At 73.8% G+C, this 26,218-nt stretch carries 25 protein-coding genes; 7 read left to right on the top strand and 18 right to left on the bottom strand.

Annotated features, from left to right (window positions below; genetic code table 11):
• Nucleotides 1-62: 62 nt before the first annotated feature.
• A complete protein-coding gene (locus ACLBXP_RS04390) occupies nt 63-995 on the bottom strand; it encodes a glycine--tRNA ligase subunit alpha (protein ID WP_447666350.1) in 933 nt (310 codons plus the stop codon).
• A gap of 213 nt (nt 996-1,208) precedes the next feature.
• Here ACLBXP_RS04390 and ACLBXP_RS04385 point away from each other — a divergent pair, with 213 nt between their 5' ends.
• Nucleotides 1,209-1,460 (top strand): hypothetical protein, encoded by a 252-nt coding sequence (locus ACLBXP_RS04385; protein ID WP_447666349.1) that lies wholly within the window; start codon nt 1,209-1,211, stop codon nt 1,458-1,460.
• Nucleotides 1,461-1,479: 19 nt separating this feature from the next.
• On the opposite strand, the gene ACLBXP_RS04380 is transcribed toward ACLBXP_RS04385, so the two are convergent.
• On the bottom strand, nt 1,480-2,358 hold the full coding sequence (locus ACLBXP_RS04380) for a S49 family peptidase (RefSeq protein WP_447666348.1): 879 nt from the start codon (nt 2,356-2,358) through the stop codon (nt 1,480-1,482).
• A 250-nt stretch (nt 2,359-2,608) separates the two neighbouring features.
• Here ACLBXP_RS04380 and ACLBXP_RS04375 point away from each other — a divergent pair, with 250 nt between their 5' ends.
• On the top strand, nt 2,609-2,956 hold the full coding sequence (locus ACLBXP_RS04375) for a hypothetical protein (protein WP_447666347.1): 348 nt from the start codon (nt 2,609-2,611) through the stop codon (nt 2,954-2,956).
• Nucleotides 2,957-2,979: 23 nt separating this feature from the next.
• Here the strand turns inward: ACLBXP_RS04375 and ACLBXP_RS04370 are convergent, their stop codons facing one another.
• Together ACLBXP_RS04370 and ACLBXP_RS04365 are read right to left on the bottom strand one after the other, a co-directional pair.
• A complete protein-coding gene (locus ACLBXP_RS04370) occupies nt 2,980-3,729 on the bottom strand; it encodes a tRNA1(Val) (adenine(37)-N6)-methyltransferase (protein WP_447666346.1) in 750 nt (249 codons plus the stop codon).
• Nucleotides 3,726-3,947, bottom strand: coding sequence for a putative signal transducing protein (locus ACLBXP_RS04365; RefSeq protein WP_447666345.1), 222 nt, complete (start codon nt 3,945-3,947; stop codon nt 3,726-3,728). Before ACLBXP_RS04365 ends, ACLBXP_RS04370 begins: the two co-directional genes overlap by 4 nt.
• A 199-nt stretch (nt 3,948-4,146) precedes the next feature.
• Here ACLBXP_RS04365 and ACLBXP_RS04360 point away from each other — a divergent pair, with 199 nt between their 5' ends.
• Complete coding sequence (locus ACLBXP_RS04360) at nt 4,147-5,166, top strand: polyprenyl synthetase family protein (RefSeq protein WP_447666344.1); 1,020 nt, start codon at nt 4,147-4,149, stop codon at nt 5,164-5,166.
• Nucleotides 5,167-5,196: 30 nt separating this feature from the next.
• On the opposite strand, the gene ACLBXP_RS04355 is transcribed toward ACLBXP_RS04360, so the two are convergent.
• From ACLBXP_RS04355 to ACLBXP_RS04345, 3 genes are all read right to left on the bottom strand, one after another.
• Nucleotides 5,197-6,072 carry a 4-(cytidine 5'-diphospho)-2-C-methyl-D-erythritol kinase gene (locus ACLBXP_RS04355; protein WP_447666717.1) on the bottom strand — a complete coding sequence of 292 codons (876 nt, stop codon included), beginning with the start codon at nt 6,070-6,072 and terminating at the stop codon, nt 5,197-5,199.
• A 147-nt stretch (nt 6,073-6,219) separates the two neighbouring features.
• Nucleotides 6,220-8,097, bottom strand: a complete 1,878-nt coding sequence (locus ACLBXP_RS04350; RefSeq protein WP_447666343.1) for a tetratricopeptide repeat protein — start codon at nt 8,095-8,097, stop codon at nt 6,220-6,222.
• A gap of 181 nt (nt 8,098-8,278) precedes the next feature.
• Nucleotides 8,279-9,952 carry an electron transfer flavoprotein-ubiquinone oxidoreductase gene (locus tag ACLBXP_RS04345; protein WP_447666342.1) on the bottom strand — a complete coding sequence of 558 codons (1,674 nt, stop codon included), beginning with the start codon at nt 9,950-9,952 and terminating at the stop codon, nt 8,279-8,281.
• Nucleotides 9,953-10,158: 206 nt separating this feature from the next.
• On the opposite strand from ACLBXP_RS04345, the gene ACLBXP_RS04340 reads away from it, so the two are divergent.
• Together ACLBXP_RS04340 and ypfJ are read left to right on the top strand one after the other, a co-directional pair.
• Nucleotides 10,159-11,016, top strand: coding sequence for a uracil-DNA glycosylase (locus tag ACLBXP_RS04340; protein ID WP_447666341.1), 858 nt, complete (start codon nt 10,159-10,161; stop codon nt 11,014-11,016).
• Between the two features lie 96 nt (nt 11,017-11,112).
• Nucleotides 11,113-12,024 carry a KPN_02809 family neutral zinc metallopeptidase gene (gene ypfJ / locus ACLBXP_RS04335; protein WP_447666340.1) on the top strand — a complete coding sequence of 304 codons (912 nt, stop codon included), beginning with the start codon at nt 11,113-11,115 and terminating at the stop codon, nt 12,022-12,024.
• 3 nt (nt 12,025-12,027) lie between these two features.
• Here the strand turns inward: ypfJ and ACLBXP_RS04330 are convergent, their stop codons facing one another.
• The 10 genes from ACLBXP_RS04330 to ACLBXP_RS04285 form a co-directional block, all read right to left on the bottom strand.
• Complete coding sequence (locus tag ACLBXP_RS04330) at nt 12,028-12,786, bottom strand: ABC transporter ATP-binding protein (RefSeq protein ID WP_447666339.1); 759 nt, start codon at nt 12,784-12,786, stop codon at nt 12,028-12,030.
• Nucleotides 12,787-12,789: 3 nt separating this feature from the next.
• A complete protein-coding gene (locus tag ACLBXP_RS04325; protein WP_447666338.1) occupies nt 12,790-13,542 on the bottom strand; it encodes an ABC transporter permease in 753 nt (250 codons plus the stop codon).
• Between the two features lie 13 nt (nt 13,543-13,555).
• A complete protein-coding gene (locus ACLBXP_RS04320; protein ID WP_447666337.1) occupies nt 13,556-14,587 on the bottom strand; it encodes an ABC transporter substrate-binding protein in 1,032 nt (343 codons plus the stop codon).
• A 95-nt stretch (nt 14,588-14,682) separates the two neighbouring features.
• The gene (locus ACLBXP_RS04315) at nt 14,683-15,507 is read right to left on the bottom strand and encodes an extracellular solute-binding protein (protein ID WP_447666336.1); all 825 of its coding nucleotides are present in this window, start codon (nt 15,505-15,507) and stop codon (nt 14,683-14,685) included.
• Nucleotides 15,480-16,211 (bottom strand): ATP-binding cassette domain-containing protein, encoded by a 732-nt coding sequence (locus ACLBXP_RS04310; RefSeq protein WP_447666335.1) that lies wholly within the window; start codon nt 16,209-16,211, stop codon nt 15,480-15,482. The genes ACLBXP_RS04315 and ACLBXP_RS04310 overlap by 28 nt, the downstream gene beginning before the upstream one ends.
• Nucleotides 16,208-16,903: an ABC transporter permease gene (locus ACLBXP_RS04305; RefSeq protein WP_447666334.1), complete on the bottom strand. Its 696-nt coding sequence runs from the start codon at nt 16,901-16,903 to the stop codon at nt 16,208-16,210. Before ACLBXP_RS04305 ends, ACLBXP_RS04310 begins: the two co-directional genes overlap by 4 nt.
• A 76-nt stretch (nt 16,904-16,979) precedes the next feature.
• Complete coding sequence (locus ACLBXP_RS04300; protein WP_447666333.1) at nt 16,980-18,233, bottom strand: molybdopterin molybdotransferase MoeA; 1,254 nt, start codon at nt 18,231-18,233, stop codon at nt 16,980-16,982.
• Nucleotides 18,217-18,756, bottom strand: a complete 540-nt coding sequence (gene mobB, locus ACLBXP_RS04295; protein WP_447666332.1) for a molybdopterin-guanine dinucleotide biosynthesis protein B — start codon at nt 18,754-18,756, stop codon at nt 18,217-18,219. Before mobB ends, ACLBXP_RS04300 begins: the two co-directional genes overlap by 17 nt.
• 3 nt (nt 18,757-18,759) lie before the next feature.
• Nucleotides 18,760-20,766, bottom strand: a complete 2,007-nt coding sequence (locus ACLBXP_RS04290; RefSeq protein WP_447666331.1) for a molybdopterin biosynthesis protein — start codon at nt 20,764-20,766, stop codon at nt 18,760-18,762.
• Nucleotides 20,763-21,866 (bottom strand): molybdopterin-binding protein, encoded by a 1,104-nt coding sequence (locus ACLBXP_RS04285; RefSeq protein ID WP_447666330.1) that lies wholly within the window; start codon nt 21,864-21,866, stop codon nt 20,763-20,765. The genes ACLBXP_RS04290 and ACLBXP_RS04285 overlap by 4 nt, the downstream gene beginning before the upstream one ends.
• Before the next feature lie 101 nt (nt 21,867-21,967).
• On the opposite strand from ACLBXP_RS04285, the gene ACLBXP_RS04280 reads away from it, so the two are divergent.
• Nucleotides 21,968-23,275, top strand: a complete 1,308-nt coding sequence (locus ACLBXP_RS04280; RefSeq protein ID WP_447666329.1) for a c-type cytochrome — start codon at nt 21,968-21,970, stop codon at nt 23,273-23,275.
• Between the two features lie 12 nt (nt 23,276-23,287).
• On the opposite strand, the gene ACLBXP_RS04275 is transcribed toward ACLBXP_RS04280, so the two are convergent.
• On the bottom strand, nt 23,288-25,273 hold the full coding sequence (locus ACLBXP_RS04275) for a 4Fe-4S binding protein (protein WP_447666328.1): 1,986 nt from the start codon (nt 25,271-25,273) through the stop codon (nt 23,288-23,290).
• 211 nt (nt 25,274-25,484) lie between these two features.
• On the opposite strand from ACLBXP_RS04275, the gene ACLBXP_RS04270 reads away from it, so the two are divergent.
• Nucleotides 25,485-26,210, top strand: coding sequence for a biotin/lipoate--protein ligase family protein (locus ACLBXP_RS04270; RefSeq protein WP_447666327.1), 726 nt, complete (start codon nt 25,485-25,487; stop codon nt 26,208-26,210).
• The last annotated feature ends 8 nt before the right edge of the window (nt 26,211-26,218 follow it).

Here is a 26,218-nt window from a genome sequence, read left to right as displayed (position 1 = left end):
CGGCCGGCCTCGTTTAGGAGTCCGGCCGGGCGGTGTCGAGGCGGGCCGGCGGGTGGCCCGCCTCAGGCGGCGTGCCCGCCGCCCTCGGTCCGCAGGTAGGCCGCCCCGCAGGCCTTCGCGAGCTCGCGCACCCGCAGGATGTAGCTCTGCCGCTCGGTGACCGAGATGACGCCGCGCGCGTCGAGCAGGTTGAAGACGTGGCTCGCCTTGATGCACTGGTCGTAGGCCGGCTGCGCCATCCGGTGGCGCTCGCCCTCGGCCGCGGGGGCGCCGGCCGCCAGGTAGGCCTCGCACGCCGCCTCGGCGTCGGTGAACTGGCGGAACAGCATGGCGGTGTCGGCCGCCTCGAAGTTGTGGCGCGAGTATTCCTGCTCGGATTGCAGGAAGACGTCGCCGTAGGTGACCTTGTCCGCGCCGGTGCCGCCGTTGAAGTTCAGGTCGTAGACGTTCTCGACGCCCTGCACGTACATGGCGAGCCGCTCCAGGCCGTAGGTCAGCTCGCCCGCCACCGGCGCACACTCGAAGCCCGCCACCTGCTGGAAGTAGGTGAACTGGCTCACCTCCATGCCGTCGCACCAGCATTCCCAGCCGAGGCCCCAGGCGCCCAGCGTCGGGCTCTCCCAGTCGTCCTCGACGAAGCGGATGTCGTGGAGCCTCAGGTCGACGCCGATCGCGGCGAGCGAGGCGAGGTAGAGCTCCTGCAGGTTCTCGGGGTTCGGCTTCAGGATGACCTGGAACTGGTAATAGTGCTGCAGCCGGTTGGGGTTCTCGCCGTAGCGCCCGTCCTTGGGGCGCCGCGAGGGCTGCACGTAGGCGGCCTTCCAGGGCTTCGGCCCGAGGGCGCGGAGGGTCGTGGCCGGGTGGAAGGTGCCCGCGCCCACCTCCATGTCGTAGGGCTGCAGGATCACGCAGCCCTGCGCGGCCCAGAAGCGCTGCAGCGTGAGGATCAGCCCCTGGAACGAGGTTTGAGGCGCGAGGTCGGCATCGCTCGGCATCGGTCGCAGGGTCCTCGTCGGGCGGAATGGTCGGCGCCGGAGCGTTTAAGAGGGCGGGCCGAGGTGTCAAGCGAAGGGGCGGGTGCGAGTGCGCACGTATTTCCGCCGCATTTTAGCCCAGATCGGGAACTGCTAAGCCCACGGCCAAGTTTAAGCAGCAATCAGGGACATGCGGGCCGCCCCGACGCGGCCGAAGCCTTCGGAAGACCAGTCATGCGCAAGGATCTCACAGTGTTCGCGGCCCTCGTGGCGACCTCGCTCGTCGCCACTCCCCTCGTGATGGGCGTCGGCAAGGCGCTCGCCACGTCCGAGGACAAGTCGGCCGTGGCGATGCCGGTCGCCGTGCTCCCCGTCGAGGTCGCGCCCGTCGCCGCCCCCGCGATGCCCGAGAGCTGCGCCCGCAAGGTCCGCGTGGTCTACGCGGGCTACGCCGCGCCGGCCGGCGGCTGCCAGGTTCCGCGCTGAGCCTTCCGCGCCCAAGCCGTTACAGGCCATAGCGCGCCCAGGCGGCGCGCTCGGCCACCGCGCCGATCAGGTCGTCGGCAAGGCCTCCCCCAAGACCCGCTCCGAGACCGATGCCACCCGGGGCCGAGCGCCGGAGCAGGCGCGCAATGAACGAGCCCTTCGCCTCGGCGACGAGGCGCAGGTCCACCTTCTCGCCGAAGCGCGCCCGCAGCGTCGAGCGGATATCACCCAGGGCGTCGACGAGGCCGAGCGGGACGGCCTGCCGCCCGGTCCAGACAGCCCCGGTGAACAGGTTTTCGTCGGCCGCGAGCTTCGGGCGGCGCGCCGTGACGAGCCCCGTGAACAGCTCCTGGACGTCGGCCTGGATGCGCTTGAGGCGCTCTACGTCCGCCGGATCCTCCGGGCGGAACGGATCGAGCATCGCCTTGGCCTCGCCCTGCGTGTGGACGCGGCGCTCGACGCCGATCCGCTCGATCAGCTTGTCGAAGCCGAACCCCGCCGAGACGACGCCGATGGAGCCGACCACCGAGGTCGGGTCGGCCACGATCTCGTCCGCCGCGCAGGCGATCATGTAGCCGCCGGACGCGGCCACATCCTCCACGAAGGCGATGACGGGGAGCGACTTCTCCTCGGCGAGGGCGCGGATGCGCCGGTGGATCAGGTGCGACTGGGCCGGCGCGCCGCCCGGCGAGTTGATCACGATCGCGACACCCACCGCGCCCGGCATCGTGAAGGCGCGCTCCAGGCTGCCCGCCACGGTGCCGATCGACAGGCCCGGGCGCAGCGGCGACACGGCGCCGATCGCGCCGCTGAGCCGCACGACGGCGACCCGCGGACGCTTCTCCCGGAACCGGCGTGGCAGCAGCGCGCGCAGGGGGGCCGGTATCGCGAGGGGCATCGTCGGGATGATCCTGTCCAGGGGTTCTGAAAACGCAGCAGATCGGCCGGCCGCCCGGCCCTGCGTAGTCCGCCTCGCGGCGGTCCGCGCCGTGCCCCCGCTTCATGCCATGGCGGGGGCCGGGTTGGCCATTCCAAGCGCGGCCGTGCGCCCTAGAAGGACTCTGAGGCCCCGCGCACGCCGCGTCGGGCGGCCGCGCACCGGTCCACGAGGCAGGGTGCGGCAGACACCCTGGGAGGAGACCGACACCATGCGTTCCCTACGTTGGATGATCGTCGCGATCGGCATGCTCGGGGGCCTGATCGGCCTCGGCGCCGTCGCGAACGCGGCACCGCTGCCGATGTCCGCGGCGGCGGCCCAGGCGGAGCCCGGCGCCCTGGCGACCCAGGTGCACTGGCGCCGCCGCCATTACGGCTGGCGCCGGCACTACGGCTGGCGGCGTCACTACTGGCGGCGCCCGGTCTATTACCGCCGCCCCTATTACCGCCGGCACTGGGGCTATCGGCGCCCCTACTACCGCCGCCACTTCTACCGGCGGCACTATGGCTGGCACCGTCCCTACTACCGCCGCCATTTCGGCTGGCGTCCCTTGTACTGATCGGAGCCGCGGCGCGGATCGCCTCAGGGCGTCGCGCCGCGGTGCAGCGCCTCGGCCTCCGGTGTGAAGCGGCCGTCCGCGCCGTGCAGGACGAGGGGCGGCAGCAGGCGAAGGGGGGCCCGGCTCCCCTTCGCGCCGGAGATCAGCACGCGGATCGCGGGCCGCTCGGGCCCGGGATGGACCGGCCGCACGGCAAGGTCCCCGAAGCGCCCGCGCAGCACGTCGAGGCAGGCCGGCAGGGCATCGGCCCGGTGGATCAGGCCGATCCGGCCGCCGGGGCGGACGAGGCTCGTGCAGGCCCGGATCCAGCCCCCGAGGTCGCCGGCCCAAAAGCTGTGGGCGGTCGCCTTGCCGGCCACCGGTGATGGCCGGTGCCGGCCGTGGTCGTGATAGGGCGGGTTCGTCAGCACCGCGTCCGCCATGTCCGGCGCGAGGCCGGCGGCCCGCCGCGCGGCACCGGGGGCGAGCACGTCGGCCTCGACCACCGTGACCCGGTCGCCGAGGCCGTTCGCGGCCGCGTTGCGCCGGGCGAGGTCCGCGAGCGGGGCCTCCCGCTCTACCAGCAACGCCCGGCAATCGGGCCAGAGGGCCGCGCAGGCGAGGCCCACCGCGCCGGTGCCAGCCCCGACGTCGCACACTACCGCCCCGTCCAGCGGCCCGAGGAGGCTCGCCAGGAGCACCGCGTCCGTACCGGCTCGGTGCGACCCCCGCGGGGGCTGCAGGAGCCGCAGGCGCCCCCCCAGGAAGGCGTCGGGCCCGGGCTCGGATGTCACGGCCGCAGCTCGTGGGCGAGCCCCGCATCAGTCAGCAGCCGGCGGGCCTGCCGGGCGTGATCGTGCGGCACGAGGAGCCGGCGCGGGAAGGCGCTGATCGAGCCCTCCATCAGGCTCATGTGATTGTCGGCCACCAGCACCGGGATGTCGGCGCCCTCGAGGAGCGACTGTGCGAAGCCGATGAGGACGATGTCGTTCGTGCGGATCAGCTCGATCATCCGGTCCGGCCGCTCTCGGTGAAAGGGATGGCGGGAAGAAGGGGGTGGCGGATTCGCCGCGTACAGGCTTCGGGCCGCCCGCGCCATATGGGTCGGCGGCCGCCGATGTTGCGGCACCAACCGCCCCGTGCGAAGGGGGGCGCGGATTTTTCCATCTCGGCCGCGAAGCCCGGCCAGTGCAGTCCGGAGGCGTCGGACCTTGGGTGTCGTCATTCCCCTGGATGAGGGTCGCTCCGATCCGGAGGCGAGCCTCGCTGACCTCGTGGCCCTGGTCGCGGGGGGCATGGAGCGCGTCAACGCGATGATCCTGTCGCGGACGGGCTCGGAGGTGGCGATGATCCCGGAGGTGGCCAACCACCTCATCGCCTCAGGGGGCAAGCGCCTGCGCCCGATCCTGACGCTCGCCACCGCCGACCTCTGCGCCTACCAGGGCGACGGCGCGGTGAAGCTCGCCGCGAGCGTCGAGTTCATGCACACCGCGACGCTCCTTCACGACGACGTGGTGGACGAGAGCGACATGCGCCGCGGGCGCATCGCGGCGCGGATCAAGTGGGGCAACGAGGCGAGCGTGCTCGTCGGCGACTTCCTCCTCGGCCAGGCCTTCCGGATGATGGTCGAGGTCGGCTCGCTGCGCGCCCTCGACATTTTGTCCGCCGCCGCGACCGTGATCGCCGAGGGCGAGGTGATGCAGCTCACCGCCGCCAAGAACACCGAGACCAGCGAGGACGAGTACCTCGCGGTGATCCGGGCGAAGACCGCCGAGCTGTTCGCCGCCGCCTGCGAGGTGGGACCGGTGCTGGCCGAGCGGCCGCGCTCCGAGCAGGCCGCCTGCCGCTCCTACGGGATGAACCTCGGCATCGCCTTCCAGCTCATCGACGACGTGCTCGATTACGGCGGCACCAGCGCCTCCCTCGGCAAGAACGTCGGCGACGATTTTCGCGAGGGCAAGATCACCCTGCCGATCGTGCTCTCGTTCCGCCGCGGCAGCGACGAGGAGCGGGCCTTCTGGCGCCGAACCCTCGAACAGGGCGACGTCCAGGACGGCGACCTCGAGACCGCCCGGGCGATCCTGCGGCGCCACCGCGCCCTGGAGGACACCGTAGAGCGGGCGCGCCACTACGGCGCCATGGCTCGGGACGCGCTGGCGCTCTTTCCGAACGCCCGCATGAAGTCCGCGCTGCTGCAGGTGGTCGATTTCTGCATCGCCCGGGCGCACTGAGCCGCCCCGGAAGGCCTGAAGGGGCGAGCCTCAGCGCAGGAGCGTCGGGGCGACCCACCAGCCCGGCTCGGCCGCGCGGATGCGGCGGGCCGCCAGCGCGGCCTCGCTGCGGTGCCCGAAGATCGCGAACACCGTCGCGCCGGAGCCCGACATCCGGGCGAGGCGGCAGCCCGCCTGGGCCCGCAGCACCGCCAGCGCCGTCCCGATGGCCGGCGCCACGGTGAGGGCCGGCCCTTCGAGGTCGTTGCGCGCCGGCCCGATCGCGGCGAGGAGCGCGTCGGCCGTCAGGCGAGCCGGGATCTCGGGGTGATCGGCGCCCGGCAGGGCATCGCCCGCGGCCAACCCGAGGGCCCGGAACACCGGGGCGGTCGGCACCGGGACGCCGGGGTTGATCAGCACGGCAGGCAACGGCGCCGGCGCCAGCGCCGGCCCGATGCTCTCGCCCGCCCCCCGCATCATCCGCGCCCGCGGATCGAGGCAGACCGGGACGTCGGCGCCCGTGCCCCGCGCCGCGTCGATCACCGCCGGATGGTCCAGGGCGAGCCCGTTCAGCTCGGCAAGGAGCCGCAGGCCCGCCGCCGCGTCCGACGATCCCCCGCCGATCCCGGCGGCCACGGGCAGCCGCTTCACGAGGTGGAACGCACCGGTGCGCAGGCCCGGGACGGCCTCGCCGAGGCGCCGGGCGGCCCGCAGGACGAGGTTGTCGTCGGTCGGTCCGGCGGGCCCCGCGGTCGGCCCGTCGACGGTCAGCCGCGAAGGGCCGCCCGGCTCCAGCGTCAGCAGGTCGCTCGCGCCCGCGAAGGCCACGAGGCTCAAGAGCTCGTGGTAGCCGTCGCTCGCCCGCCGCCCGAGGACGTGGAGGGTCAGGTTGATCTTGGCGGGCGCGCGGGTGGCGAGGCGGGTCATGCTCACGGCGTTCGGGTCGTCGGGGAGGGGCCATCAGGCGATAGCCCGGCCGAGAGGGCCGCGCCAAGCCGGTCCGCCGACGTCAGGCGTTCGAGCGATCTGGCCTGACGGCGGGACCGTGGAGGCGTCGCCGCCGGGCGTCAGGCCTCAGCCGCCGGTCTTCTTCTTGTCGGCGGAGCCGGGCGGCTCGTTCGGCGCGGGCGCGCCCTTCGGCAGCTCGGGGTTCTCGGGGTTGTGCGGGGCGGCGACGGGCGCCGGCGGGTTCTCGGCGGTGGCGGTCGGCTTGTCGACCTCGGGCAGCCCGTTCTTGAGCTTCTCGTTGATCGCCTCGAGGTCGTCGGGCTCGGGGTTCAGGTCCTTGGCGTGCTGCCACTGGAACTTGCCTTCGAGCCGCCGGCCGGAGCGCCAGTAGGCGTCGCCGAGGTGGTCGTTGATGGTCGGGTCGCCGGGCTTCAGCTCGACCGCCTTCTCCAGCTCGCGCACCGCGTCGTCCCAGCGGCCGAGGCGGTAATAGGCCCAGCCGAGGCTGTCGACGATCATGCCGTCCCGCGGGCTCGCATCGGCGGCCTGCTTCAGCATCCGGAAGGCCTCGTCGATGTTCATCTTCCGGTCGACCCAGGAATAGCCGAGGTAGTTCAGCACCTGGGCCCGGGCGGCGGGCTGGTTCGGGGGCAGCAGCTCCAGCGCCTTCTGGAGGTCGGCCTCGGCCTTCGGCCAGTCCTTGGCGCGCTCGTAGGCGGTGCCGCGGAAGTAGAAGGTCGTCCAGTAGCTCTGGATCGGGCGGTCGCCGATCAGGCCGATCGCCCGGCTGTAGGTGGCGGCCGCCTCGTCGTACTTCTTGCGGGAGCGCTGCACGTTGCCGAGCGCGGTCACCACGTCGATGTCGTCCGGGTGGGCCTTCATCAGGGCGTCGAGGTGCTGCAGCGCCTCCTCGCCCTTGCCCATCTGCTCCAGGTTGAGGCCGATCTGGATGTCGGCGTTGAGCTTGAGCGGCGAGGTGGCAGGAATCTGCGCGTAGGCCTCGTTGGCGCGCTCGGCCTGCTTCATGCGGTCGAGGGTGTCGGCGAGCGTCAGGCGGGCGAGGGCGTGCTCGGGGGCGAGGTAGAGCGCGAGCCGCAGGTAGATCACGGCGGGCAGCTCGTCGCCCTGCGTCGAGCCGGCCGAGCCGAGCCCGTAGAGGACCTCGCCCGCTCCCTCCTGCGCCGTCGAGATGATGCGCGACAGGGGCTTGCCGGCCTTCAGCTTGTCGAGGGCGTCGCGCACGATCGGGTGGCGCGGCATCAGCTTGTCGAAGTCGGTGTAGGCCTGAATGGCGAGGTCGGTGCGGCCGGCCTGCGCCTCGTAGCGCGCATAGGCGTCGACGATGCGCAGGGTGTTGCGGTCGGCGTCGTAGGCGGCCTTCAGGCGGCGCTCGGCCTCCGCCTGGTCGCCGACCACGCTGGCGATCAGGCCCGCGTGGTAGTCCCGGAAGGTGTTGTAGTAGCGCTCGCCCTTGAGGCGGGAGACCGTCTCCAGCGCCCGCTTGCCGTCACCCTGGCCCGCGAAGGCCCAGGCGGTGAGCAGGGTCGCGGTGAGGTCGGCGGCCGCACCGCGGCCGCTGCGGGCGAAGTTCTGGCGGGCAGCGGCCCACTGGCCGGCCTTGATCTGGCGCACGCCGAGGGCGAGCTGGGCGAGGCCGTTGGCGCCGTCGCGGCTCGTCAGGCGCTCGGCCGCCCGGAAGGCGTCCGGAAGGGCCCCGTCGGCGAGCAGCGACACGAAGGCGCGCTCCAAGAGCTCGGCGTTGCGCGGGTCCGCCTTCACGGCCTCGCGGTAGAAGCTCGCGGCGGCCGCGGTGTCGCGCGAGGCGCCGGCGATGTAGGCCGAGAGGAAGTTGCCCTCGAGCGATTCCGCCGGCTCGTACTCGTTGATCGGGCTCGCGTCGCGCGGCTGCGCGGCGAGCGCCGTCATCGAGACCGGGAGCAGTCCCGCGAGGGCGAAGGCGAGCACCGACGCGGCGCGGCGGGTGGCGTTTCCGTTCTTGGGCACCAGTCTCGGCTCCTGCGCGCCGACCTTCAACGCGGGCCGGCGCCGATGTGGCGGGGACAGTGGACTCTTCCCGCCATGCCCGCAAGGCGAAAGGATGGCGCGCCCGGGAGCCCCGAATCCGCCCCCCGCGCCCCCTGCGGCGGCCGCGCGTCCGCCTGCGGCCGAACGGGGAAAGCGCCGATCACATGTTCGGGTAGTTCGGCCCGCCGGGGCCCTCCGGCGTCACCCAGTTGATGTTCTGGTTCGGATCCTTGATGTCGCAGGTCTTGCAGTGGACGCAGTTCTGCGCGTTGATCTGGTAGCGCACGCCGTCGCCTGCGGACGCATCCTCCACCCACTCGTAGACGCCGGCCGGGCAGTAGCGCGCCGAGGGACCGCCGAACACGTCGTGCTCCGAGGTCTTCTGCAGGCCGAGGTCGGCGACCTTCAGGTGCGGCGGCTGATCCTCCTCGTGGTTGGTATTCGAGAGGTAGACCGAGGAGAGCCGGTCGAAGGTGAGCTTGCCGTCGGGCTTCGGGTAGACGATGGGCGTCACCTCGGCGAGGGGCTTCAGGCAGTCGTGGTCCGGCTTGCCGTGGCTGAGGGTGCCGAAGGGCGAGGCGTCGAACAGCGTCGAGGACCACATGTCGAGGCCGCCGAGGCCGACGCCGACGAGGGTGCCGTAGCGCGACCAGAGCGGCTTGACGTTGCGCACGGCCTTGAGGTCGCGCCCGATCGGGCTCGCCCGCCAGCCCTCCTCGTAGGCCGTCAGCTCGTCGCCCTGGCGTCCGGCCCGCAGGGCCGCGCTGATGGCATCCGCCGCCTGCATCCCCGAGAGGACGGCGTTGTGCGAACCCTTGATGCGCGGCACGTTCACGAAGCCCGCCGAGTCCCCGACGAGGCAGCCGCCCGGGAACACGAGCTTCGGCACCGACTGCCAGCCGCCCTCCATGATGGCCCGCGCGCCGTAGCCGATGCGCTTGGCGCCCTCGAAGGTCTCGCGGATCATCGGGTGCGTCTTGAAGCGCTGGAACTCCTCGAACGGCGACAGCGTCGGGTTCTCGTAGTTCAGGTGCGTGACGAACCCCACCGAGAGGAGCCCGTCGTCGAAGTGGTAGAGCCAGGAGCCGCCGCCGGCCTTGTTCGGCAGCGGCCAACCCATGGTGTGCTGCACGAGCCCCGGCTGGAACTTGTCGGGGGCGAGCTGCCACAGCTCCTTCACGCCGAGCCCGTACTTCTGGTGGTCCCGGTCGCTGTTGAGCGCGAAGCGGTCGATCAGCGTCTTGGTCAGCGAGCCACGGGCCCCCTCGCCGAAGATCGTGTACTTGCCCCTGAGCTCCATGCCGCGGGTGTAGTCGTCGCGGGGATCGCCCGAGCGGCCGATCCCGAGGTCGCCGGTGGCGATCCCGACGACGGCGCCGGACCCGTCGTAGAGCACCTCCGAGGCCGGAAAGCCCGGGTAGATCTCGACGCCGAGCTCCTCGGCCTTGCGGCCGAGATACTTCGTGACGTTCGAGAGCGAGCCGACGAAGTTGCCGTGGTTCGACATCAGCTTCGGGAAGAACACGTTCGGCAGGGTGACGCCGCTGTTCCTCGTGAGGAACATGAACTCGTCGCGCTCGACCGCGGTCTTCAACGGGCGGTCCGCATCGTCGCGCCATTCCGGCAGCAGGGTGTCGAGGCCCGACGGGTCGATCACCGCGCCGGACAGGATGTGGGCGCCGACCTCGGAGCCCTTCTCGACGACGACGACGCTGATCTCCTCGCCGGCCTCGGCCGCGTGCTGCTTCAGGCGGATGGCGGCCGCGAGGCCCGCCGGCCCGGCCCCCACCACCACCACGTCGAAATCCATGCCCTCGCGTTCGGGAAGCGCCATCCTGCCATCTCCTGCCGCGGTCCGCTGACGCCGGTGCGGCGCTGCGATCTCGCTTTGTCCTGATCGTTGCTCCTGCCCTTATGTCTCAAGCGGTTCCAAACTGTGAAGGCAAGCACCCCCGCGGCGGGAGCGGCCTAGGCGCGCAGGGCTAGGCCCGAGGGGCAATCGCGGTTGTCCACAGGCAAGGCGGGCCCCACATCTGCCTCATGACCTCCCCGCCGGACGCGCAGCGCGACCTGATCTCGTACCTCGACTTCCACGTCGAGGCGGGCGCCGATGCGGCCCTCGACGAGGCGCCGCACGATCGCTTCTCGGAGGGCGACGCGCCGGCACCCGCCGCCCGTCCCCCCAAACCGAAGGCTGCCGCATTGCCGCCGGCCGCGCCGAAACCCGCCCCGCCGCCGCGCGCGGCCGAGCCACCGCCGAGCACATACGGACGCTCGGCGGCCGAGAAGCCCGACGTCGCCGCGGGCGATGCCCGGGCCCGGGCGCGGGACACGCGCAGCCTCGCGGAGCTTGAAGCCCTGCTCGCCGGCTTCGACGGCTGCCCCTTGCGCTTCACCGCCAAGAACCTCGTCTTCGGAGACGGCAACCCGGAGGCCCGGGTGGTGTTCGTCGGCGAGGCGCCGGGCGCCGACGAGGACCGCATCGGCAAGCCCTTCATGGGCCGCTCCGGCCAGCTCCTCGACCGGATGATGGCGGCCATCGGCCTCGACCGCTCCGCGGCCTACGTCACGAACATCGTCCCCTGGCGCCCGCCGGGGAACCGCAACCCGACGCCCCAGGAGGTCTCGATCTGCAAGCCGTTCATCGAGCGGCAGATCGAGCTCGTCGACCCCGACCTGATCGTCTGCCTCGGCAGCCCCGCGACGCAGGCGCTGACGGGCACGAAGGACGGCATCCTCAAGGCGCGCGGGCGCTTCTACGCCTACAAGCTCGGCGACCGCGAGGTGCGGGCGCTCGCGACCCTCCACCCGGCCTATCTCCTGCGCCAGCCCGTGCAGAAGCGCCTCGCCTGGCGGGACTTCCGCCTGGTGCGCGCCGCCCTCGACGGCCGGGCCTGAACCGGATAGGCCGGCTCAAGCGGAACCGTCCCGGACGCGACGCCATTACCTCGGCGTCGCGAGGTCTGGCGACGTGCAACGAGTGGTGGCGGGACCATGCGCTGGGAAGACTTTCGGAGTTCCGGCAACGTCGAGGACCGGCGCGGCGAGGGCGGCGGTGGCGGCTTCGGCTTCCCGGGCGGCGGTGCCGGCGGCCTCGGCATCGGCACCATCGTGATCCTCTGCATCATCGGCTGGGTCACCGGCATCAACCCCGCGATCCTGATCGGCGGCGCCGAGCAGATGACCCGCGGCGGCGGCGGCAGCCGGCAGGAGCAGGTCGATCCCGAGACCCAGCAGCGCCGGCGCACCGCGCCGACCGACCAGAGCGGGCAGTTCGCGGCCAAGATCCTCGGCAACACGGAGGACGTCTGGAGCCAGGTGCTTCCGAACCAGACCGGCAAGCAGTACACGCCGACCGCCATGGTGCTCTACACGGGCGGCACCCGCAGCGGCTGCGGCTCCGCGCAGGCCGCGATGGGCCCGTTCTACTGCCCCCTCGACAAGAAGGTCTACCTCGACACCTCCTTCTTCAAGGAGATGCAGCAGAAGTTCGGCGTGAAGGGCGACTTCGCCTACGCCTACGTCATCGCCCACGAGGTTGGGCACCACGTCCAGGATGTGCTCGGCATCCTCGGCAAGGTGCAGGCCCGACAGCAGCAGGCATCGAGCAAGCGCGAGGCGAACGCCCTCTCGGTCCGCATCGAGCTGATGGCCGACTGCCTCGCCGGCGTCTGGGCCAAGAACTCGAACGACCGCTTCAATTCCCTGGAGCAGGGCGACATCGAGGAGGCGCTGAACGCCGCGAGCGCCATCGGCGACGACAAGCTGCAGAAGCAGAGCCAGGGCTACGCGGTGCCCGATTCCTTCACGCACGGCTCCTCCGAGCAGCGCATGCGCTGGTTCAACACGGGCTACAAGAGCGGCCAGACCCGCTCCTGCGACACCTTCCGGACCGCGAACAACTGAGGCCTAGAGCTCCGCCGAGCGCTGCGACAGCTCGGCTCGCAGGGTCCTGGCCGCCTCGGTGAGGGCGGCGTCGCGGCGGCGGCGCGGGTGCGGCACGGCGATGGTCAGGTCCGCGGCGACCCGGCCCGGGCTGCCTGCCAGCACCACCACGCGGTCGGCCAGCGTCACGGCCTCATCGATGTCGTGGGTGACGAACAGGATGGTCTTGCCCGTCGCGGCCTGGATGCGCTGAAGCTCGTCCTGCAGGCCCTCCCGGGTGAAGCTGTCCAGCGCCGAGAACGGCTCGTCCATCAGCAGGACATCGGGCTCGACGGCGAGCGCCCGCGCGATGGACACGCGCTGCCGCTGGCCGCCGGAGAGCTGGTGCGGCCAGCGCCCCGCGAACTCGGAGAGCCCGACGAGCCGCAGCATCTCGGCGGCCTTCGCACGGCGCTCGGCCCGCGACAGGCCGCTGCCCTCGAGCCCGAAGGCGACGTTGTCGATCACCCGCCGCCAGGGCAGGAGGCGGGCATCCTGGAAGACCAGGGCCATCGGCGTCCGGCAGCCCGGGCGGGCGGAGACCCGGACCGTCCCGCCGCTCGGCCGCGCCAGCCCGATCAGGACGCGCAGCAGCGTCGACTTGCCGACCCCCGATTCGCCGACGATCACCACGAAAGCTCCCCGCGCCACCGAGAGGTCGAGGTTCTCGAGGATCACGCTGCGCCGGCCGCCCCGCTCGTAGGCGAGGGAGAGGCCGCGGATCTCGATGATGGGCTCGGCCATGGCTCAGGCCCGCCAGCGCAGGAGCCAGTCCTGCAGGGCCACGAAGGCGCTGTCGAACAAGCCGTAGAGGGCGGCCATGGTCAGCATGTAGACGACGACGATGTCCGTGGAGAGGAGGCTCGACGCCTGCATCATGCGCTGGCCGACGCCCGGGACGCCGAAGATCTCGGCGGCCACCACCGCCATCCAGGCCTGCCCCAGCGCCGTGCGCAGGCCGACGAGGATGCCGGGCGTCGCGGCGGGCAGGAGGATCTTGGTGAGCCGCGCGCCGGCCGAGCGGAAGCCGAAGGCCTGCGCCACCTCGATCAGGTCACGGTCGACGTTGCGCACCGCGCCCTGCGTGGCGAAGAACACGATCCAGAACACGCCGATCGCGATGATGAACACCGCGGCCGAGGGCTCGACGCCGAACCACAGGATCGCGAACGGCACCCAGGCGAGGCCGGGGATCGGCCGCAGGAGCCGCACGATCCAGGCCGTGAAGGCCTCGAAGGGACGGAACATGCCGCTCAGGAGGCCGAGCCCGATCCCCGCGCCGGCGCCGGCGGCGAGCCCCGCCACGTAGTGGGTCAGGCTCGACAGGACCGCCTCCGGCCAGATCCCGAGGGAGACCTCCTTGAGGAAGGCCGCCGGCAGGGTGCTGGGCGGCGGCAGGAAGGCCGGGTTGACGAGGCCGAGGCGCGGCACCGCCTCCCACAGGGCGAGGAAGGCCGCGAGGCCGAGGGCGGCGAGGAGCGTCGAGCGGAAGAGCCTCATGCGGGGAGGGCGCTCAGCGCGTCGCCTTCTCGTAGTAGCCCGGGACGAACAGCCCATCGACCGGGATGTCCTTGTCGAGGGTCCCGATGCTGACCTGATAGGCCTGCATCCGCTTCGTGGCCTCGATGATCGCCCGCGGGTCGGCCGTGAACTTGGCCGCCGGCGAGGTCAGCGCCTTCTGGATCGTCGCCACGTCGGTGATGCCCTTGCCGAGCGCCGCCTCGACGGGCTTGGCGGCCCGGGCGGGGTCCGACTTCAACAGCGCGACCGCCTTGACCAACGCCTGGACGAGGCCCTCCACCGCGGCCGGGTTCTTGTCCGCGAAGGGGCCGTGCACGCCGACGACGGTGCCGGGCTGGTCGGGGAACATCTCGCCGCCGGTGGCGATCAGCTTGATGGCCGGGTTGCGGGCCTGGACGATGGTGAGCGCGGGCTCGCGGATCGAGGCGCCGTCGACGGCGCCGGCCAGCACCGCCTGCTGGGTCGCGTCGATGCCCATCGACACCACGTCGGCATCCGACTTGTCGGCCTTGGCGACCTGCCAGAGCCAGTGCTGGAGCGTGGTGTTCGGCACCGAGCCCGGCGGCTGCGTGGCGAGGCGCGCGGCGCGGCCCTCCTTGGCACGGAACTGCCGCAGGGCTTCGGCCTTCGGCACGCCCTCCTTGAAGTAGGGGGCGAGCTTCGGCCCGGCGACGAAGACCATCTCCTCGATGGCGGTCGCGGCGACCACCCGGACGTCGATGTTCTTGGTGCGGGCGACCGCCAGCGGCGCGATGCCGGCGACGTAGACGTCGATGGTGCCGGAGGCCAGCGCCTGGATCATGTTGGGGCCGGACTCGAACGTCGTGAAGGTGGCGTTGAGGCCGGCCTCCTTCAGCCAGCCCTCGCCGTTCGCGACGAAGATCGGCGCCGCGCCGATCACGGGGATCACGCCGATGCGCACGGGCACCGCGCCTTGAGCGCCACCTTGAGCGAGGGCGGCGGCGGTCAGGAACAGGCTGAGCGCGGCCGCGAGGGCCGCCTTGACGACGGTCTGGAAGGGCATGGTCGGGTCCGCACGGGAGTCGGGCGTGACATGCCACAGGCGGCCGGATTCGCAAACCCGGCCGCTTCGAGGGCCCCGTCAGGCCGCCTGCGGGATCAGGACTTGCCGTCGGCGTTGGGAAAGAACAGCTGCTCGCCGTCGATCTTGTAGGCCGCGATGGCACCCTGGCCGGCGGGCGAGACCAGCCAGTCGATGAACGCGCGTCCGGCCTTGACCTTCACGCTCGGGTGCTTCTCGGGGTTCACCAGCATCACGCCGTACTGATTGAACAGCCGGCGGTCGCCCTGGACGAGGATCGCGAGGTCGCCGCGGTTCTTGAACGAGAGCCAGGTGCCGCGATCCGCCAGGATGTAGGCGTTGGCGGCCGACGCCGTGTTGAGGGCGGGCCCCATGCCCTGGCCCACGTCCTTGTACCAGTCGCCCTTGACGCGATCGAGGTCGACGCCCGCTTCCTTCCAGTAGCGGAGCTCGGCCGCGTGCGTGCCGGAGCGGTCCCCGCGGGAGACGAAGGGCGCCTTGGCGGCGGCGATCTTGGCCAGCGCCGCCGTCACGTCGCTGCCGGCCGCGCCGGCCGGGTCGCCCTTCGGGCCGATCACCACGAAGTCGTTGTACATCACCTCGCGGCGGTCGACGCCGTACCCCTCCTGGGCGAACTTCATCTCGGCGGCCCGGTCGTGCACCAGCACGACGTCCGCGTCCCCGCGCCGGCCGACGTCGAGGGCCTGCCCGGTGCCGAGGGCGACGACCTTCACGGCGATGCCGGTCCGGTCGGTGAAGGCCGGGAGCAGGTGGCGGAACAGCCCAGACTGGTCAGTGGACGTCGTGGACGCCACGGTGATCGTCTCGGGCTCGGCGGCGGCCGGCCCGGCGAGCAGCAGCGCGAATCCGAGGCCTAGGAGGCCGCGGCGTAGGATGCCCATGGGAGTTCTCCGTTGAGGTAGGCGCGGGCCGCGGGATCGCGGGGCGCCGACAGGACCTGGCGGGCCGGCCCACGCTCGACCGCGCGGCCGGCTGAGAGCACGACGACGTCGGCGGCGAGCCGCGCGACCTGCCCGAGGTTGTGCGAGACGAGGACCACCTTGGTGCCGGCCCGCGCCATCTCGGCCACGAGGTCCTCGACGATCTCGGTGGCGGCGGGGTCGAGGCTGGCGGTCGGCTCGTCGAGGAGGAGGAGCTGCGGCTCGCAGGCCCAGGCGCGGGCCAGCGCGAGGCGCTGCTGCTCGCCCCCCGAGAAGCGCGTCGCCGGGTCGCCGCTCCGGGCCGCGAGGCCGACCCGCGACAGCGCCGCCGCGACGCGGGCCGCCCGCGCCCGCCCGGACAGGCCGAGGGGCACCAGCGCGAGCGCGAGGTTGCGGGCGGCGCTCGCCCGGACGAGGGCCGGGCGCTGGAACACGAAGGCGCGGCGCACCGGAGGGCCGCCGGGCTCGCCCACCGTGATCCGGCCCTCGCTCGGCCGCAGCAGCCCGTCGATCAGGCGCAGGGTGACGCTCTTGCCCGCGCCGTTCGGCCCGATCAGCGCGGTGATCCCGCTGCCCGGCAAGTCGAGGTCGAGGGCGTCGAGGATGGTCCTGGCCTCGACCCGGTAGGTGACGGAGGCGAAGCGGATCGGGACGCCGGCGCTCATCCGTAGGCCCGCGCCGCGAAGGTCCTGAGGCCCGCGGCGGCGGCGTTGACCGCCAGGACGAGGCCGATCAGCACCAGCCCCAGGGCGAGGGCGAGGGCGAGGTCGCCCTTCTGCGTCTCGAGGGAGATCGCCGTCGTCATGGTGCGGGTGTGGCCGTCCATGTTGCCGCCGACGACGAGCACCGCACCGATCTCCGAGATCGCCCGGCCGAAGGCCGCCAGCAGCGCCGTCACCAGCGAGAAGCGCACGTCGAAGATCAGGATCCCGGCGCGGCGCCAGGGCGAGAGGCCGAGGGAGCGGAGCTGCTCGCCGAGATGCGCCTCAGCATCGGCCACGATCTGGCGGGTGAGGGCGGCGATGAGGGGCGTCACCAGCACCGATTGCGCGGCGATCATCGCCGCCGGGCTGAAGAGCAGGCCGAAGCCGCCGAGCGGGCCGGAGCGCGACAGGACGAGGTACAGGATGAGGCCGACGACCACCGGCGGCAGCCCCATCGCGGCGTTGAGGAGGCCCACGAGGGCGCCGCGTCCCGGCACGTCGACCACCGCCACGACGGCCCCGAGCGGCACGCCGAGCAGGGTGCCGACCGCGACCGCCGACAGGCTGACGCGCAGCGACAGCCAGGCGATCGCCACGACCTCCCGGTCGAGGCTCGCGAGCCGTCGCAGGCTGTCAGCGAGGGTATCGTACATGGCGCTCCGGAGCCGAAGTGCCTCCTCTTGCTACCCGGGCGGCAGGCGCACAATAGGAAGTGAGGTTCCGGTGCGATCACCAGAGCAGGGCGTGCGGGTAGACCGGGATCGCGTCGCCGACCGAGAGCGCTGTCGCGTCGTCCGGCAGCGCCGCGAGCCCGTCGCTGCCCGTGAGCGAGGTGATCACGCCGGCGCCGTCCCGGGGATACTTGACGGCTTCGAGGATGCCGTCGGCGCCGGCGCGCAGGGAGACGCGCACGAATTCCCGGCGGCCCGCCTTCTTGCGGTAGGCGAAGACGGAGCGGGCCGGCACGGGCAGCGGGGCGGCGTAGGTCTCGCCGCCGAGGCGGGCGAGCAGCGGGCGCACCACGAAGAGCAGGGTCACGTAGGCCGCGACCGGGTTGCCGGGCAGGCCGACGAACGGCCGGCCGGCCACGACGCCCATGGCCACCGGGCGGCCGGGCTTGATGGCGAGGCGCCAGAAGACGAGTCGGCCGGTGGCTTCGACGGCCCCCTTCACGTGGTCCTCCTCGCCCGTCGAGACGCCCCCCGTCGTCAGGATGAGGTCGTGCGTGCCGGCAGCCTCCGCGAGGCGGGCGCGCAGGCTCGCCGGGTCGTCGCGCAGGATGCCGAGGTCGCTGACCGCCGCGCCGAGGCGCGCCAGGAGGGCCGCCAGCATCACGCGGTTCGAATCGTAGATGGCGCCGGGCCGCAGGTCGGCGCTCGGCTCGGCCAGCTCGTTGCCGGTGGAGAACAGGGCGATCCGCAGGCGCCGCCGCACGGGCAGCCCCTCGCATCCCACGGCCGCCGCGAGGGCGAGGTCCTGCGGGACGAGGCGGCGGCCGGCGGCGATCGCCACGGCGCCGCGCGGAAGGTCCTCGCCCGCCCGCCGGAGGTTCGCGCCGCGCTTCAGCCCCGCCGGCAGCACGACGGCGCCGCCTTCGAGCCGCACGTCCTCCTGCATGAAGATGGTGTCCGCCCCGGGCGGTACCGGCGCGCCGGTGAAGATGCGCACCGCGCAGCCCGCGGTCTCCACGCCCTCGGCGGAGGAACCTGCGGCGAGGCGCCCGCCCAAGGGCAGCGTCGTCTCGCCCTGCGCGGCGAGGTCGGCATGGCGCACGGCGTAGCCGTCCACCGCGGAATTGTCGAAGGGCGGCAGGTCGATGGACGCCGCGACGTCCGCGGCGGCGATGCGCCCGTCCGCCAGCGCGAGGGAAACGGTCTCGGCCTCGCTCACGGTCGGCAGGCGCTCGCCGATCAGCGCGACCGCCTGCTCGATCGTCAGGAGCGGCCCGCCGAAGGCGAAGCAGTCGTCAGTGAGCTGAGCCATCGGCGTCGAGCCTCTTCAGGACGTCGTGGAGAGGTTCCGCCCCGGCGAGCACGGCCTCGGCGATGGCGGGGATGTCGTCGAGGTGCACCTGCGGCAGGGCCAGCCCCGGGAAGGCGACGTCGCTCGCCACCGCGACGATCCGGTCGTCGTGCGGGTGCAGCGGCTCGCGCCCGTTCGCCGCGCGGAAGACCTCGAGCTTCGGGTGCCGCTCGCGCTTGAAGCCTTCCACCAGTGCCAGGTCGCAGGGCGAGAGGCGGCGCAGCAGCGCGGCGAGACCGGGCTCCGGCGCATCCCCGAGCTCGTGGATTTGCGCCCAGCGCCGCGCGGAGGCGATGATCACCTCGCTCGCGCCGACCTCCCGGTGGACGAAGGAATCCTTGCCGGGGCGGTCGATCTCGAAGGCGTGGTGGGCGTGCTTCAGCGTCGCGACCCGGAGGCCGCGGCCGGTGAGCGCCGGGATGAGGCGGCGCAGCAGCGTGGTCTTGCCGGCGCCGCTCCAGCCCGCGAGGCCGATGACCCGCATGGCTCAGGCCCTCCCGGCGGGGGTGAAGCCGAGCGCGGCGAGCGCGGCGCCGGTCTCGGGCTCGGCGAGGATGGCGAGGAACGCGGCGATGGCAGGCTCCGCGCGTCGGTCGGCCTGGTAGGCGAAGTCGTAGTGCTCGTCCGTCAGCGGCAGGAAGCCCAGCCCGTAGGCCTCGGCGACGTTCGCGATGGCGACGCCCCAATCGGCCCGCCCCTGCGCGACCGCCGCCGCGACGGCGTTGTGCGAGCGGGGCTGGTTCCAGTAGCCGGCCGGCCGCGCCCCGCCGAGCAGGCCCTCGACGAGGAGGCGGGTGCCGGAGCCGGTGTTGCGGTTGACCATGACGGCGTCCGCGTCGGCGAGGATCGCCCGGATCGCATCCGCGGCCTCGCCGGCGAAGCGCCCGTCGCCCGCACGGAAGACCACGCCCTGGCGCCGCCGCCAGCCGTCCGCCAGCACCATGCCGGGGGCGAGGAAGGGCGCGTTGTAGGTGCCGGTCTCGGGATCCTGCAGGTGCATCGCGGCTAGGTCGCACTCGCCGCGCTTCAGGGCCGCGAGGCCGCCGGCCGAGCCGACCCAGATGGTGCGAGCCCGGAAGCCCCGCGCGGCGAGGCGGCCCACCACCCGGTCGAGGCCGAGGCAGTGGCTCCCCACGATCGTCAGGTCCGGCGGCCGAACCGCGGCGCCGAGGCGGGTCACCGCCACGCTCTCGCCGGCCTCGAGCCCCGCCCGATTCGCCGGCACCGGAAAGAAGCCGTCCGCCTGCGAGAAGGCCGTGACGGAGCCGGATCCCTTCGGCAGCGGCAGCGCCACAGGCCCGTCCTCGCCGCGGGCGAGGGAGGCCATCACGAATTCCATGCGGCCGAGCTCGGAGGGCAGGCGCTGCGGCACGCGCGCCGTCACGGCCTCCTCCTCGCGGGGCGGCAGGCCCGCCAGGGCGCGGATCAGCGGCACCACGAACTCGTGGAAGGTGAACATCGCGGAGGTCGGGAAGCCCGGCAGCACCACGATGGGCTTCGCGCCGACCGCCGCGAGGCACAGGGGCTTGCCGGGCTTGAGGGCCACCCCGTGGACCAGGATGCCGGGGGCACCGAGGCGCGTCAGGATCCGGTGGGAGACGTCGCCCGCCCCCTTCGAGGTGCCGCCCGAGAGGACCACCACGTCCGCTGCGTCCAAGGCGCGCCGGAGGGCGGCCTCCAGCAGCGCCTCGTCGTCGGGCACGATGCCGAGGGCGAGCGCCGTGCCGCCGTTCTCGGTCGCCGAGGCGGCGACGATCGGCCCGTTCGAATCGTAGATCCGTGCCCCGTCGAGGGCCCCGCCGGGGGGCACCAGTTCGTCGCCGGTCGACAGCACGGCGACCCGGGGACGGCGCACGACGGAGACCCGGTCGAGGCCGCAGGCCGCCAGCATCCCGACCTCCCGGGCCGTGAGGATCATTCCCCGGCGCAGGACCGTCTCGCCCCTCGCCATGTCGGCGCCGGCGTAGCCCACGAACTGGCCGGGCGAGGCCCCGCGCATCAGGGCCACGCGCGGCGACGCCGCGCGCTCCGACAGCCCTTGGGGTGCGGCCTCACCCTCGAACTCGGTCGTCTCGACCATGACGACGGCGTCGGCCCCGCGAGGGATCATGCCGCCCGTGGCGATGGCCGTCGCCGTGCCGCCCGCCACCGCGAGGGTGGGCGCGACGCCGCAGGCGAGGATCTCCGGGTTGAGCGCGAGGCGCACGGGCGCGCCCGCATCGGCGCCCTCGGTGTCGGCGGCGCGCACCGCGAAGCCGTCGACGAGCGCGCGGTCGAACGGGGGCACGTCGATCGGGGAGGCGACGTCGGCGGCAAGCACGCGCCCGAGGGCGTCCGCGAGGGCGATCTCCTCGGCGGGCAGGGCCTCGTGCGGCACGGCCGCGCGGAAGCGCGCCGCGGCCTCGTCGCGGGACAGGACGCTCAGGAACTGCTCCTGGCGCGCCACGGCCGCGATGCGGGCCAGGAAGTCCGATCCGTTCGACGCGGCGCTCACAGGTCCATCATCTCGACGGGGGTGCCCGCCGGGTAGCCCTCGGCCTCGGGCGGCACCCGTATCGCGCCTCGTGCCAGGAGGAGGCGGTGCAGCGCAAGCTCCGCGCTCCCCAGCGGCTCCAGCCCGTCCGCCGCCTCGCGCACGAACACGATCTCGTCGAGCCCGATCATCGAGGACACCTTGCGGGCGAGCGGGAGGGGGCGACGGACCGGCTCCTCGCCCCCCGCAAGCCGCCGCAGCAGCGGCCTCGCGAGGGTCAGGAAGGCCGCGAGCGTCCCGTCGAGGCGGCCGGGCAGCAGCAGCACGGGGCGGCCGCCCGCCCGGCCGAGGCCGGCGCTGTCGCCGGGCCTCAGGGCGATGCCGTGCGCCGCGAGGTGACCGGCGCGGGCGAGCGCCGCGGCGGCGTGGTCGTTGTCGCCGAAGCCCGTGCCGCCGACGACCAGCACGGCGTCCGCCTCGCCGTCGAGGAGGGTCCGGGCCAGCGCCTCGGCGTCGCCGCCCTCCTGAACGACCTCGGACACCGCCACGCCCTGCGCCGCGACGAGCCCGGTCAGCAGCGCCGCGTAGCCGGCATCGGGCCGCGTGAGGACGAGGCGCACCCGCGGGGCGCGGACAGCGACGCGCGCAACGCCCGCGAGGCCGAGCGCCACGGCGTGGAGCGGGGTGACGACGTGGCCCGCCGGAACGATGACCGCGCCCGCCGCGAGGTCGCCCCCGGCGGCGCGAGTGGCGGTGCCGGCGGCCGCGTCCGCCACGACCTCCCAGGGCGGCGCCTGCGACACGGCGTCGGCGGGCAGAACGGTGTCGGCATCGGCCGGGAGCGGCGCCCCGCTGGCCACCGCCTGCGGGCGCCGGCCGAGCCAGGCCGGTGCGTAGGGTGAGGCGCCGGTGATCTCGCGGGCCGCCACCGCGAAGCCGTCCTCCAGGGCGGTGCGCGCCGCGGGGTACGGCCCCGCCGCGACGCAGTCCTCGGTCGCGATGCGACCGATCGCGGCGGCCGGCGCGACGCCGCTCGCCGGGACCGGCGCCACATCCGCGAGGAGCAGCGCCACGGCATCCCGCAGAGGCATCAGGGCCGCGGAGGTCGAACGCCGCGTCATCGGGGCAGGCATCCTCGGGTTGCGGAAGTCGGCGGGCCCGACATAGGCACGGGAGCGATTTGGCGCAAAGGCGCCCTGGTGGGCGATCCTGTGGAGGCGGCATGACCCGGAGCGGTATCGGCGGAGCCCTGCGGCGGCTGGCGCTCGCGCTGGCGCTCCTCGGCCTCCCGGCCGGCGCGGCGCTCGCGCAGATGCGCGGGCACGGCGGGCCGGTCCGGGCGCTCGCGGTGAGCACGGACGGGGCGAGCGCGCTTTCCGGCAGCTTCGATCAGGCGGCGATCCTCTGGGGCGTCGAGGCCGGAACCGCCCGACGCGTGCTGCGGGCCCATGACGGGGCCGTCAACGCCGTCGCGATGCTCCCCGACGGGCGCCTGCTCACGGGGGGCGAGGACGGGCGGGTCGCGCTGTGGCGGCCCGATGCCGACGCCCCCGAGGCCGTCTTCCAGGATCACGCCGGCCCCATCGCCGGGCTCGCGGCGGCGCCGGACGGCAGCCGCTTCGCCACCGCCTCCTGGGACGGCACCGCCCGGGTGCGGACGCTCGCCCGCGGGCCGGTGCGGGTGCTGTCCGGCCATCTCGGCAACGTCAACGCCGTCGCCTTCGCGGGGGACGGGCGGATCGTCACCGCCGGCTACGACGCGACCCTGCGCATCTGGCCGGGGGACGGGGAGGCGCCGCCCGTCGTCGTGACCCTGCCGACGCCCCTCAACGCCGTGGCGGTGGCCGGCGACGGCGAGATCGTCGCGGCGGGCGCGGACGGCACCGTCCGGATCCTCACGGCCGGCGGCGCGGTGCGCGCCGAGGCGGAGACGGAGCCGCGTCCGATCATCGGGCTCGCCCTGTCCCCGGACGGGCGGACGATCGCGGCCGCCACGGTGGGCGGCGCCGTCGCGCTCATCGATCGCGGGTCGGCCACCACCCTGCGCCGCCTCGTCGGGCCCGGCCTCCCGGTCTGGTCCCTGGCCTTCCGCTCGAACGACGAGCTCCTGACCGGCGGCGGCGACCGGCTGGTGCGGCGCTGGGACGTGGCGCGGGGGGAGCCGATCGGCGCGCTCGCCATGGCGCGCCCGCAGGACGACCTCGCGCCCTACGCGGGAGAGCGCGGCGCCGAGGTCTTCCGCGCCTGCACGGCCTGCCACAGCCTGACGCCTGACGGTGGCAACCGCGCCGGCCCGACCCTGAGCGGCGTGTTCGGCCGGCGCATCGCGACGCTGCCGGGCTACCGCTACTCCGACGCGCTCAAGGGGCTCGACATCGTCTGGTCGCGCGAGACCATCGCGCGGCTCTTCGAGATGGGCCCGGCCCGCTACACACCGGGCACCCGGATGCCCGAGCAGGTGGTGGCGAGCCCGGAGGACCGCGAGGCGCTGGTCCGGTTCCTGGAGCACGCCACGGCCGAGCCGCGGTAGGGGATCCGGCGCCTAGCCCGTGGGCGCCTCGCTCTGGCGGGCGCGCAGGTAATCCTCGGTCGTGCGCGGCTTGGCGCGCTCCGGCATGGTGTGCGGGTCGAAGCCCTGGTTGAGGGCGGCCTCCACGCGGCAATCCTCGCACATCATCAGGGAGCGGATGCGCTCCTCGCCGGCCGCACCTGCGAACATCCAGTGCCGGTCGCGCAGCTTCCCGATGACTCGCTCGATGGTGCTGCGGGTGCCGAAGGGCTTCTCGCAGGCGATGCAGCAGAACGGCTCCTCCTCCTTCACCACCCGGCGGGGCTCCGCCCAGGCCGCGAAGTCGATCTGCGGCGTCAGCGCGATCACCTTTTCGGGGCAGGTCGCGGCGCAGAGCCCGCACTGGACGCAGAGCGCCTCGTCGAAGGCGAGGAGCGGGCGCTCCGCGCTGTCGGTCAGCGCGTGGGTCGGGCAGGCGCCGACGCAGGACAGGCAGAGGGTGCAGCCCTCGACGTCGATGGCGAGGCCGCCGAAGGGGGCGCCGGCGGCCAGCGGCACCACCGGGACCGGCGCGGGCGCGGCGACCTGCATCTCGCGGAAGGCCACGCGCAGCACCTCGCGCTTGCCGCCCGCCGCCCGGAACGCCGCCGGCCGCGGCGAGACGGTGCCGGGCGCGATGCCTCGCAGGCGAGCGCCGAGATCGTCCGGGTCGTCCGTCTCGATCGTCGCGAGGATGCCCGCGCCGTAGCCGAGGGCCGCCGCGACCGTGCCGCCGAGCTCCACCGCGCGGTGGAGCACCGCGCGGTCGTGCTTCGGCCGGGCGGACCCTAAGATCCGCACGCCCGCCGCCCCGTAGGCGAGGGCCGCCGCGAACACCTCGGGGCCGATCTGGGTCACCTCGTTGACGGGCAGCGGCAGGACGTTGGCGGGCAGGCCGGGGCCGTGGCGGGCCAGGGCGAGGAGCAGCGGCTCCCCGTGCTCGCCGTCGTGCAGCAGGACCACCGGGTCCGCGCCGCCGGCCTCCCGGTAGGCGGCAAGCAGCGTCCGCAGCCGCCGGAGCAGCGCGTCGGCCGGGGGCACGGCGTAGGCCGCCGCCCCGGTGGGGCAGACCGAGGCGCAGGAGCCGCAGCCGGCGCACACGTAGGGGTCGATCGCGACGCTGTCGCCGGCCGGCGCGATGGCGCCGGTGGGGCACACGTCGAGGCAGCGGGTGCAGCCGGTGATGCGCGAGCGGGAATGCGCGCAGAGCTCGGCCCGGAACTCGACGAAGCGCGGCTTGTCGAAGGTGCCGACGAGGTGGCCGGCCTCGCCCACCAGCCGCTCGACCCCGGCCGGGTCGCGCGGGTCGGCCCGCAGGTAACCGCTCCGCGTCTCGTGGGCCGGGAACAGGGGCGTCCCGGCGGTGAGGTCGAGGACGAGGTCGCAGGTCGAGGTGGCGCCGTCGCGCGCCGGCCCGAAGCGCAGGCAGTCGCGGGAGGAGGGGGCGGGGGCCGCGCAATCGTCGATGGTCAGCTCGAACGCGCCGAGGTGCCCCTTCGCCCGGGTGACCGTGCCCTTGAGCACCGGGAACTCGGCGCGCCGCGGCGGCGGGACGGCGCCGGGCCGGCTCAGCAGCACGGTGATGTCGAGGTGCTGGGCGAGGCGTCGCCCGACCTCGATGGCGGTCTCGTCGCGCCCGTAGATCAGCGCGACGCCCGCGCTCTCGAGCGTCACGAGCCCGGCCTCCGGCACGGGTTCGGCGGCAGCGGCCGCGAGGGCCGCCATCTTCGGCCCTGCGGCGGCCGCCTCGTCCGACCAGCCGGCCAGCTCGCGCAGGTTCGCGAAGGCGACGCGGTCGCTCGCACCGAGCTCCTCGGCGACCTCCCCGAACAGGGGGCCTTGCACGGTGCAGCCTATCGTGACGGGGCCGCCCGCCTCCAGGGCCTCGCGCACCCGCGCCAGCTCCCGGCCGCAGAGCTGCTCGGCGGTGGCGACGGCGCCGCCGCAGCCCCGCGCGATCGCCTCCGCGTCGAGGGGCATCGTCGCTTCGCAGGAGCAGGCGAACACGGTGCGGGCGGGAACAGGGCGGGGATACGCCTGGCGGTCGGACACTGTGTCATCCCGGATTCGTGCGGCGCGCGCGTCGGCGCGCTTGTCGAGGCCCCTTATACTCGAATAGGTCCAAACTGCGATTGAGCGGAACCGCGCAGGCGCATCGAGTCCCGGGCCGAAGGCAGCGCGAGGTGAGGCAGTGACGGCGTATGCGGCGTCGAGTGAGGCAGCGGATCTCCTGCTGCCGCCGCTGTTCAGCGGGCTGCGTCTGGCCGCGCCCGAGGCGGTGTTCGCCGAGGCGCTGCGCCGGGCGGGGCCGGATGAAGCGGGTCTCCTCGTCCATGCCGAGAGCGACCGGGCGCTGGCGCTCGCCGTGGTTCTCGCGCCCGAGGAGCCGCTGCGCACCGCCCGCCGGGCGTTCCTGGCCGGGATGGCGGCGCTCGCCGAGGCGGTGGGCACCCACGCCCCGCCCGAGAAGGCCGTGCGCTTCGGCTGGCCGGACAGCCTCCACTTCAACGAGGCCCGCCTCGGCGGTGGGCGCCTCGCCTGGCCCGAGGGCTGCGCGGAGGAGGCGGTGCCGGACTGGCTGGTGTTCGGCGCCATGCTGATCGCGGGCAAGGCCGATGACGGGGATCCGGGGCTCACGCCGGACAGCACCTCGATCGCCGACGAGGGCTTCGAGATCGCCTCCCGGGACGTCATCCTGGAGAGCTTCGCCCGCTACCTGATGAAGTTCTTCGCGGTCTGGGCCGAGGACGGCTTCGAGCCGGTGGCCCGGCGCTACCTGCGCTACCTCGGCGGGGACTCCGCCACCCTCTCGCCCGAGGGGGACCTGCGCGCCGCGGGCGGTGCGACGGAGCCCCTGATGCCGGCCTTGAGGGCTCCCTCCTGGCTCGACCCCCTGACCGGAAGGCCGCGGCTGTGAGATCCTGC

The organism is Methylobacterium sp. A54F, assembly GCF_053346035.1.
The sequence above is the reverse complement of the archived record's forward strand: the minus strand, read 5'-3'. Positions and strand labels throughout refer to the sequence as shown.

Excerpts from the sequence above, each read along its gene's own strand:
- ACLBXP_RS04390 (WP_447666350.1), bottom strand. The coding sequence starts at position 995 with ATGCCGAGCGATGCCGACCTCGCGCCTCAAACCTCGTTCCAGGGGCTG.
- ACLBXP_RS04385 (WP_447666349.1), top strand. The coding sequence starts at position 1,209 with ATGCGCAAGGATCTCACAGTGTTCGCGGCCCTCGTGGCGACCTCGCTC.
- ACLBXP_RS04380 (WP_447666348.1), bottom strand. The coding sequence starts at position 2,358 with ATGCCCCTCGCGATACCGGCCCCCCTGCGCGCGCTGCTGCCACGCCGG.
- ACLBXP_RS04375 (WP_447666347.1), top strand. The coding sequence starts at position 2,609 with ATGCGTTCCCTACGTTGGATGATCGTCGCGATCGGCATGCTCGGGGGC.
- ACLBXP_RS04365 (WP_447666345.1), bottom strand. The coding sequence starts at position 3,947 with ATGATCGAGCTGATCCGCACGAACGACATCGTCCTCATCGGCTTCGCA.
- ACLBXP_RS04355 (WP_447666717.1), bottom strand. The coding sequence starts at position 6,072 with ATGACCCGCCTCGCCACCCGCGCGCCCGCCAAGATCAACCTGACCCTC.
- ACLBXP_RS04345 (WP_447666342.1), bottom strand. The coding sequence starts at position 9,952 with ATGGCGCTTCCCGAACGCGAGGGCATGGATTTCGACGTGGTGGTGGTG.
- ACLBXP_RS04340 (WP_447666341.1), top strand. The coding sequence starts at position 10,159 with ATGACCTCCCCGCCGGACGCGCAGCGCGACCTGATCTCGTACCTCGAC.
- ypfJ (WP_447666340.1), top strand. The coding sequence starts at position 11,113 with ATGCGCTGGGAAGACTTTCGGAGTTCCGGCAACGTCGAGGACCGGCGC.
- ACLBXP_RS04330 (WP_447666339.1), bottom strand. The coding sequence starts at position 12,786 with ATGGCCGAGCCCATCATCGAGATCCGCGGCCTCTCCCTCGCCTACGAG.
- ACLBXP_RS04325 (WP_447666338.1), bottom strand. The coding sequence starts at position 13,542 with ATGAGGCTCTTCCGCTCGACGCTCCTCGCCGCCCTCGGCCTCGCGGCC.
- ACLBXP_RS04320 (WP_447666337.1), bottom strand. The coding sequence starts at position 14,587 with ATGCCCTTCCAGACCGTCGTCAAGGCGGCCCTCGCGGCCGCGCTCAGC.
- ACLBXP_RS04315 (WP_447666336.1), bottom strand. The coding sequence starts at position 15,507 with ATGGGCATCCTACGCCGCGGCCTCCTAGGCCTCGGATTCGCGCTGCTG.
- ACLBXP_RS04310 (WP_447666335.1), bottom strand. The coding sequence starts at position 16,211 with ATGAGCGCCGGCGTCCCGATCCGCTTCGCCTCCGTCACCTACCGGGTC.
- ACLBXP_RS04305 (WP_447666334.1), bottom strand. The coding sequence starts at position 16,903 with ATGTACGATACCCTCGCTGACAGCCTGCGACGGCTCGCGAGCCTCGAC.
- ACLBXP_RS04300 (WP_447666333.1), bottom strand. The coding sequence starts at position 18,233 with ATGGCTCAGCTCACTGACGACTGCTTCGCCTTCGGCGGGCCGCTCCTG.
- mobB (WP_447666332.1), bottom strand. The coding sequence starts at position 18,756 with ATGCGGGTCATCGGCCTCGCGGGCTGGAGCGGCGCCGGCAAGACCACG.
- ACLBXP_RS04285 (WP_447666330.1), bottom strand. The coding sequence starts at position 21,866 with ATGACGCGGCGTTCGACCTCCGCGGCCCTGATGCCTCTGCGGGATGCC.
- ACLBXP_RS04280 (WP_447666329.1), top strand. The coding sequence starts at position 21,968 with ATGACCCGGAGCGGTATCGGCGGAGCCCTGCGGCGGCTGGCGCTCGCG.
- ACLBXP_RS04275 (WP_447666328.1), bottom strand. The coding sequence starts at position 25,273 with ATGCCCCTCGACGCGGAGGCGATCGCGCGGGGCTGCGGCGGCGCCGTC.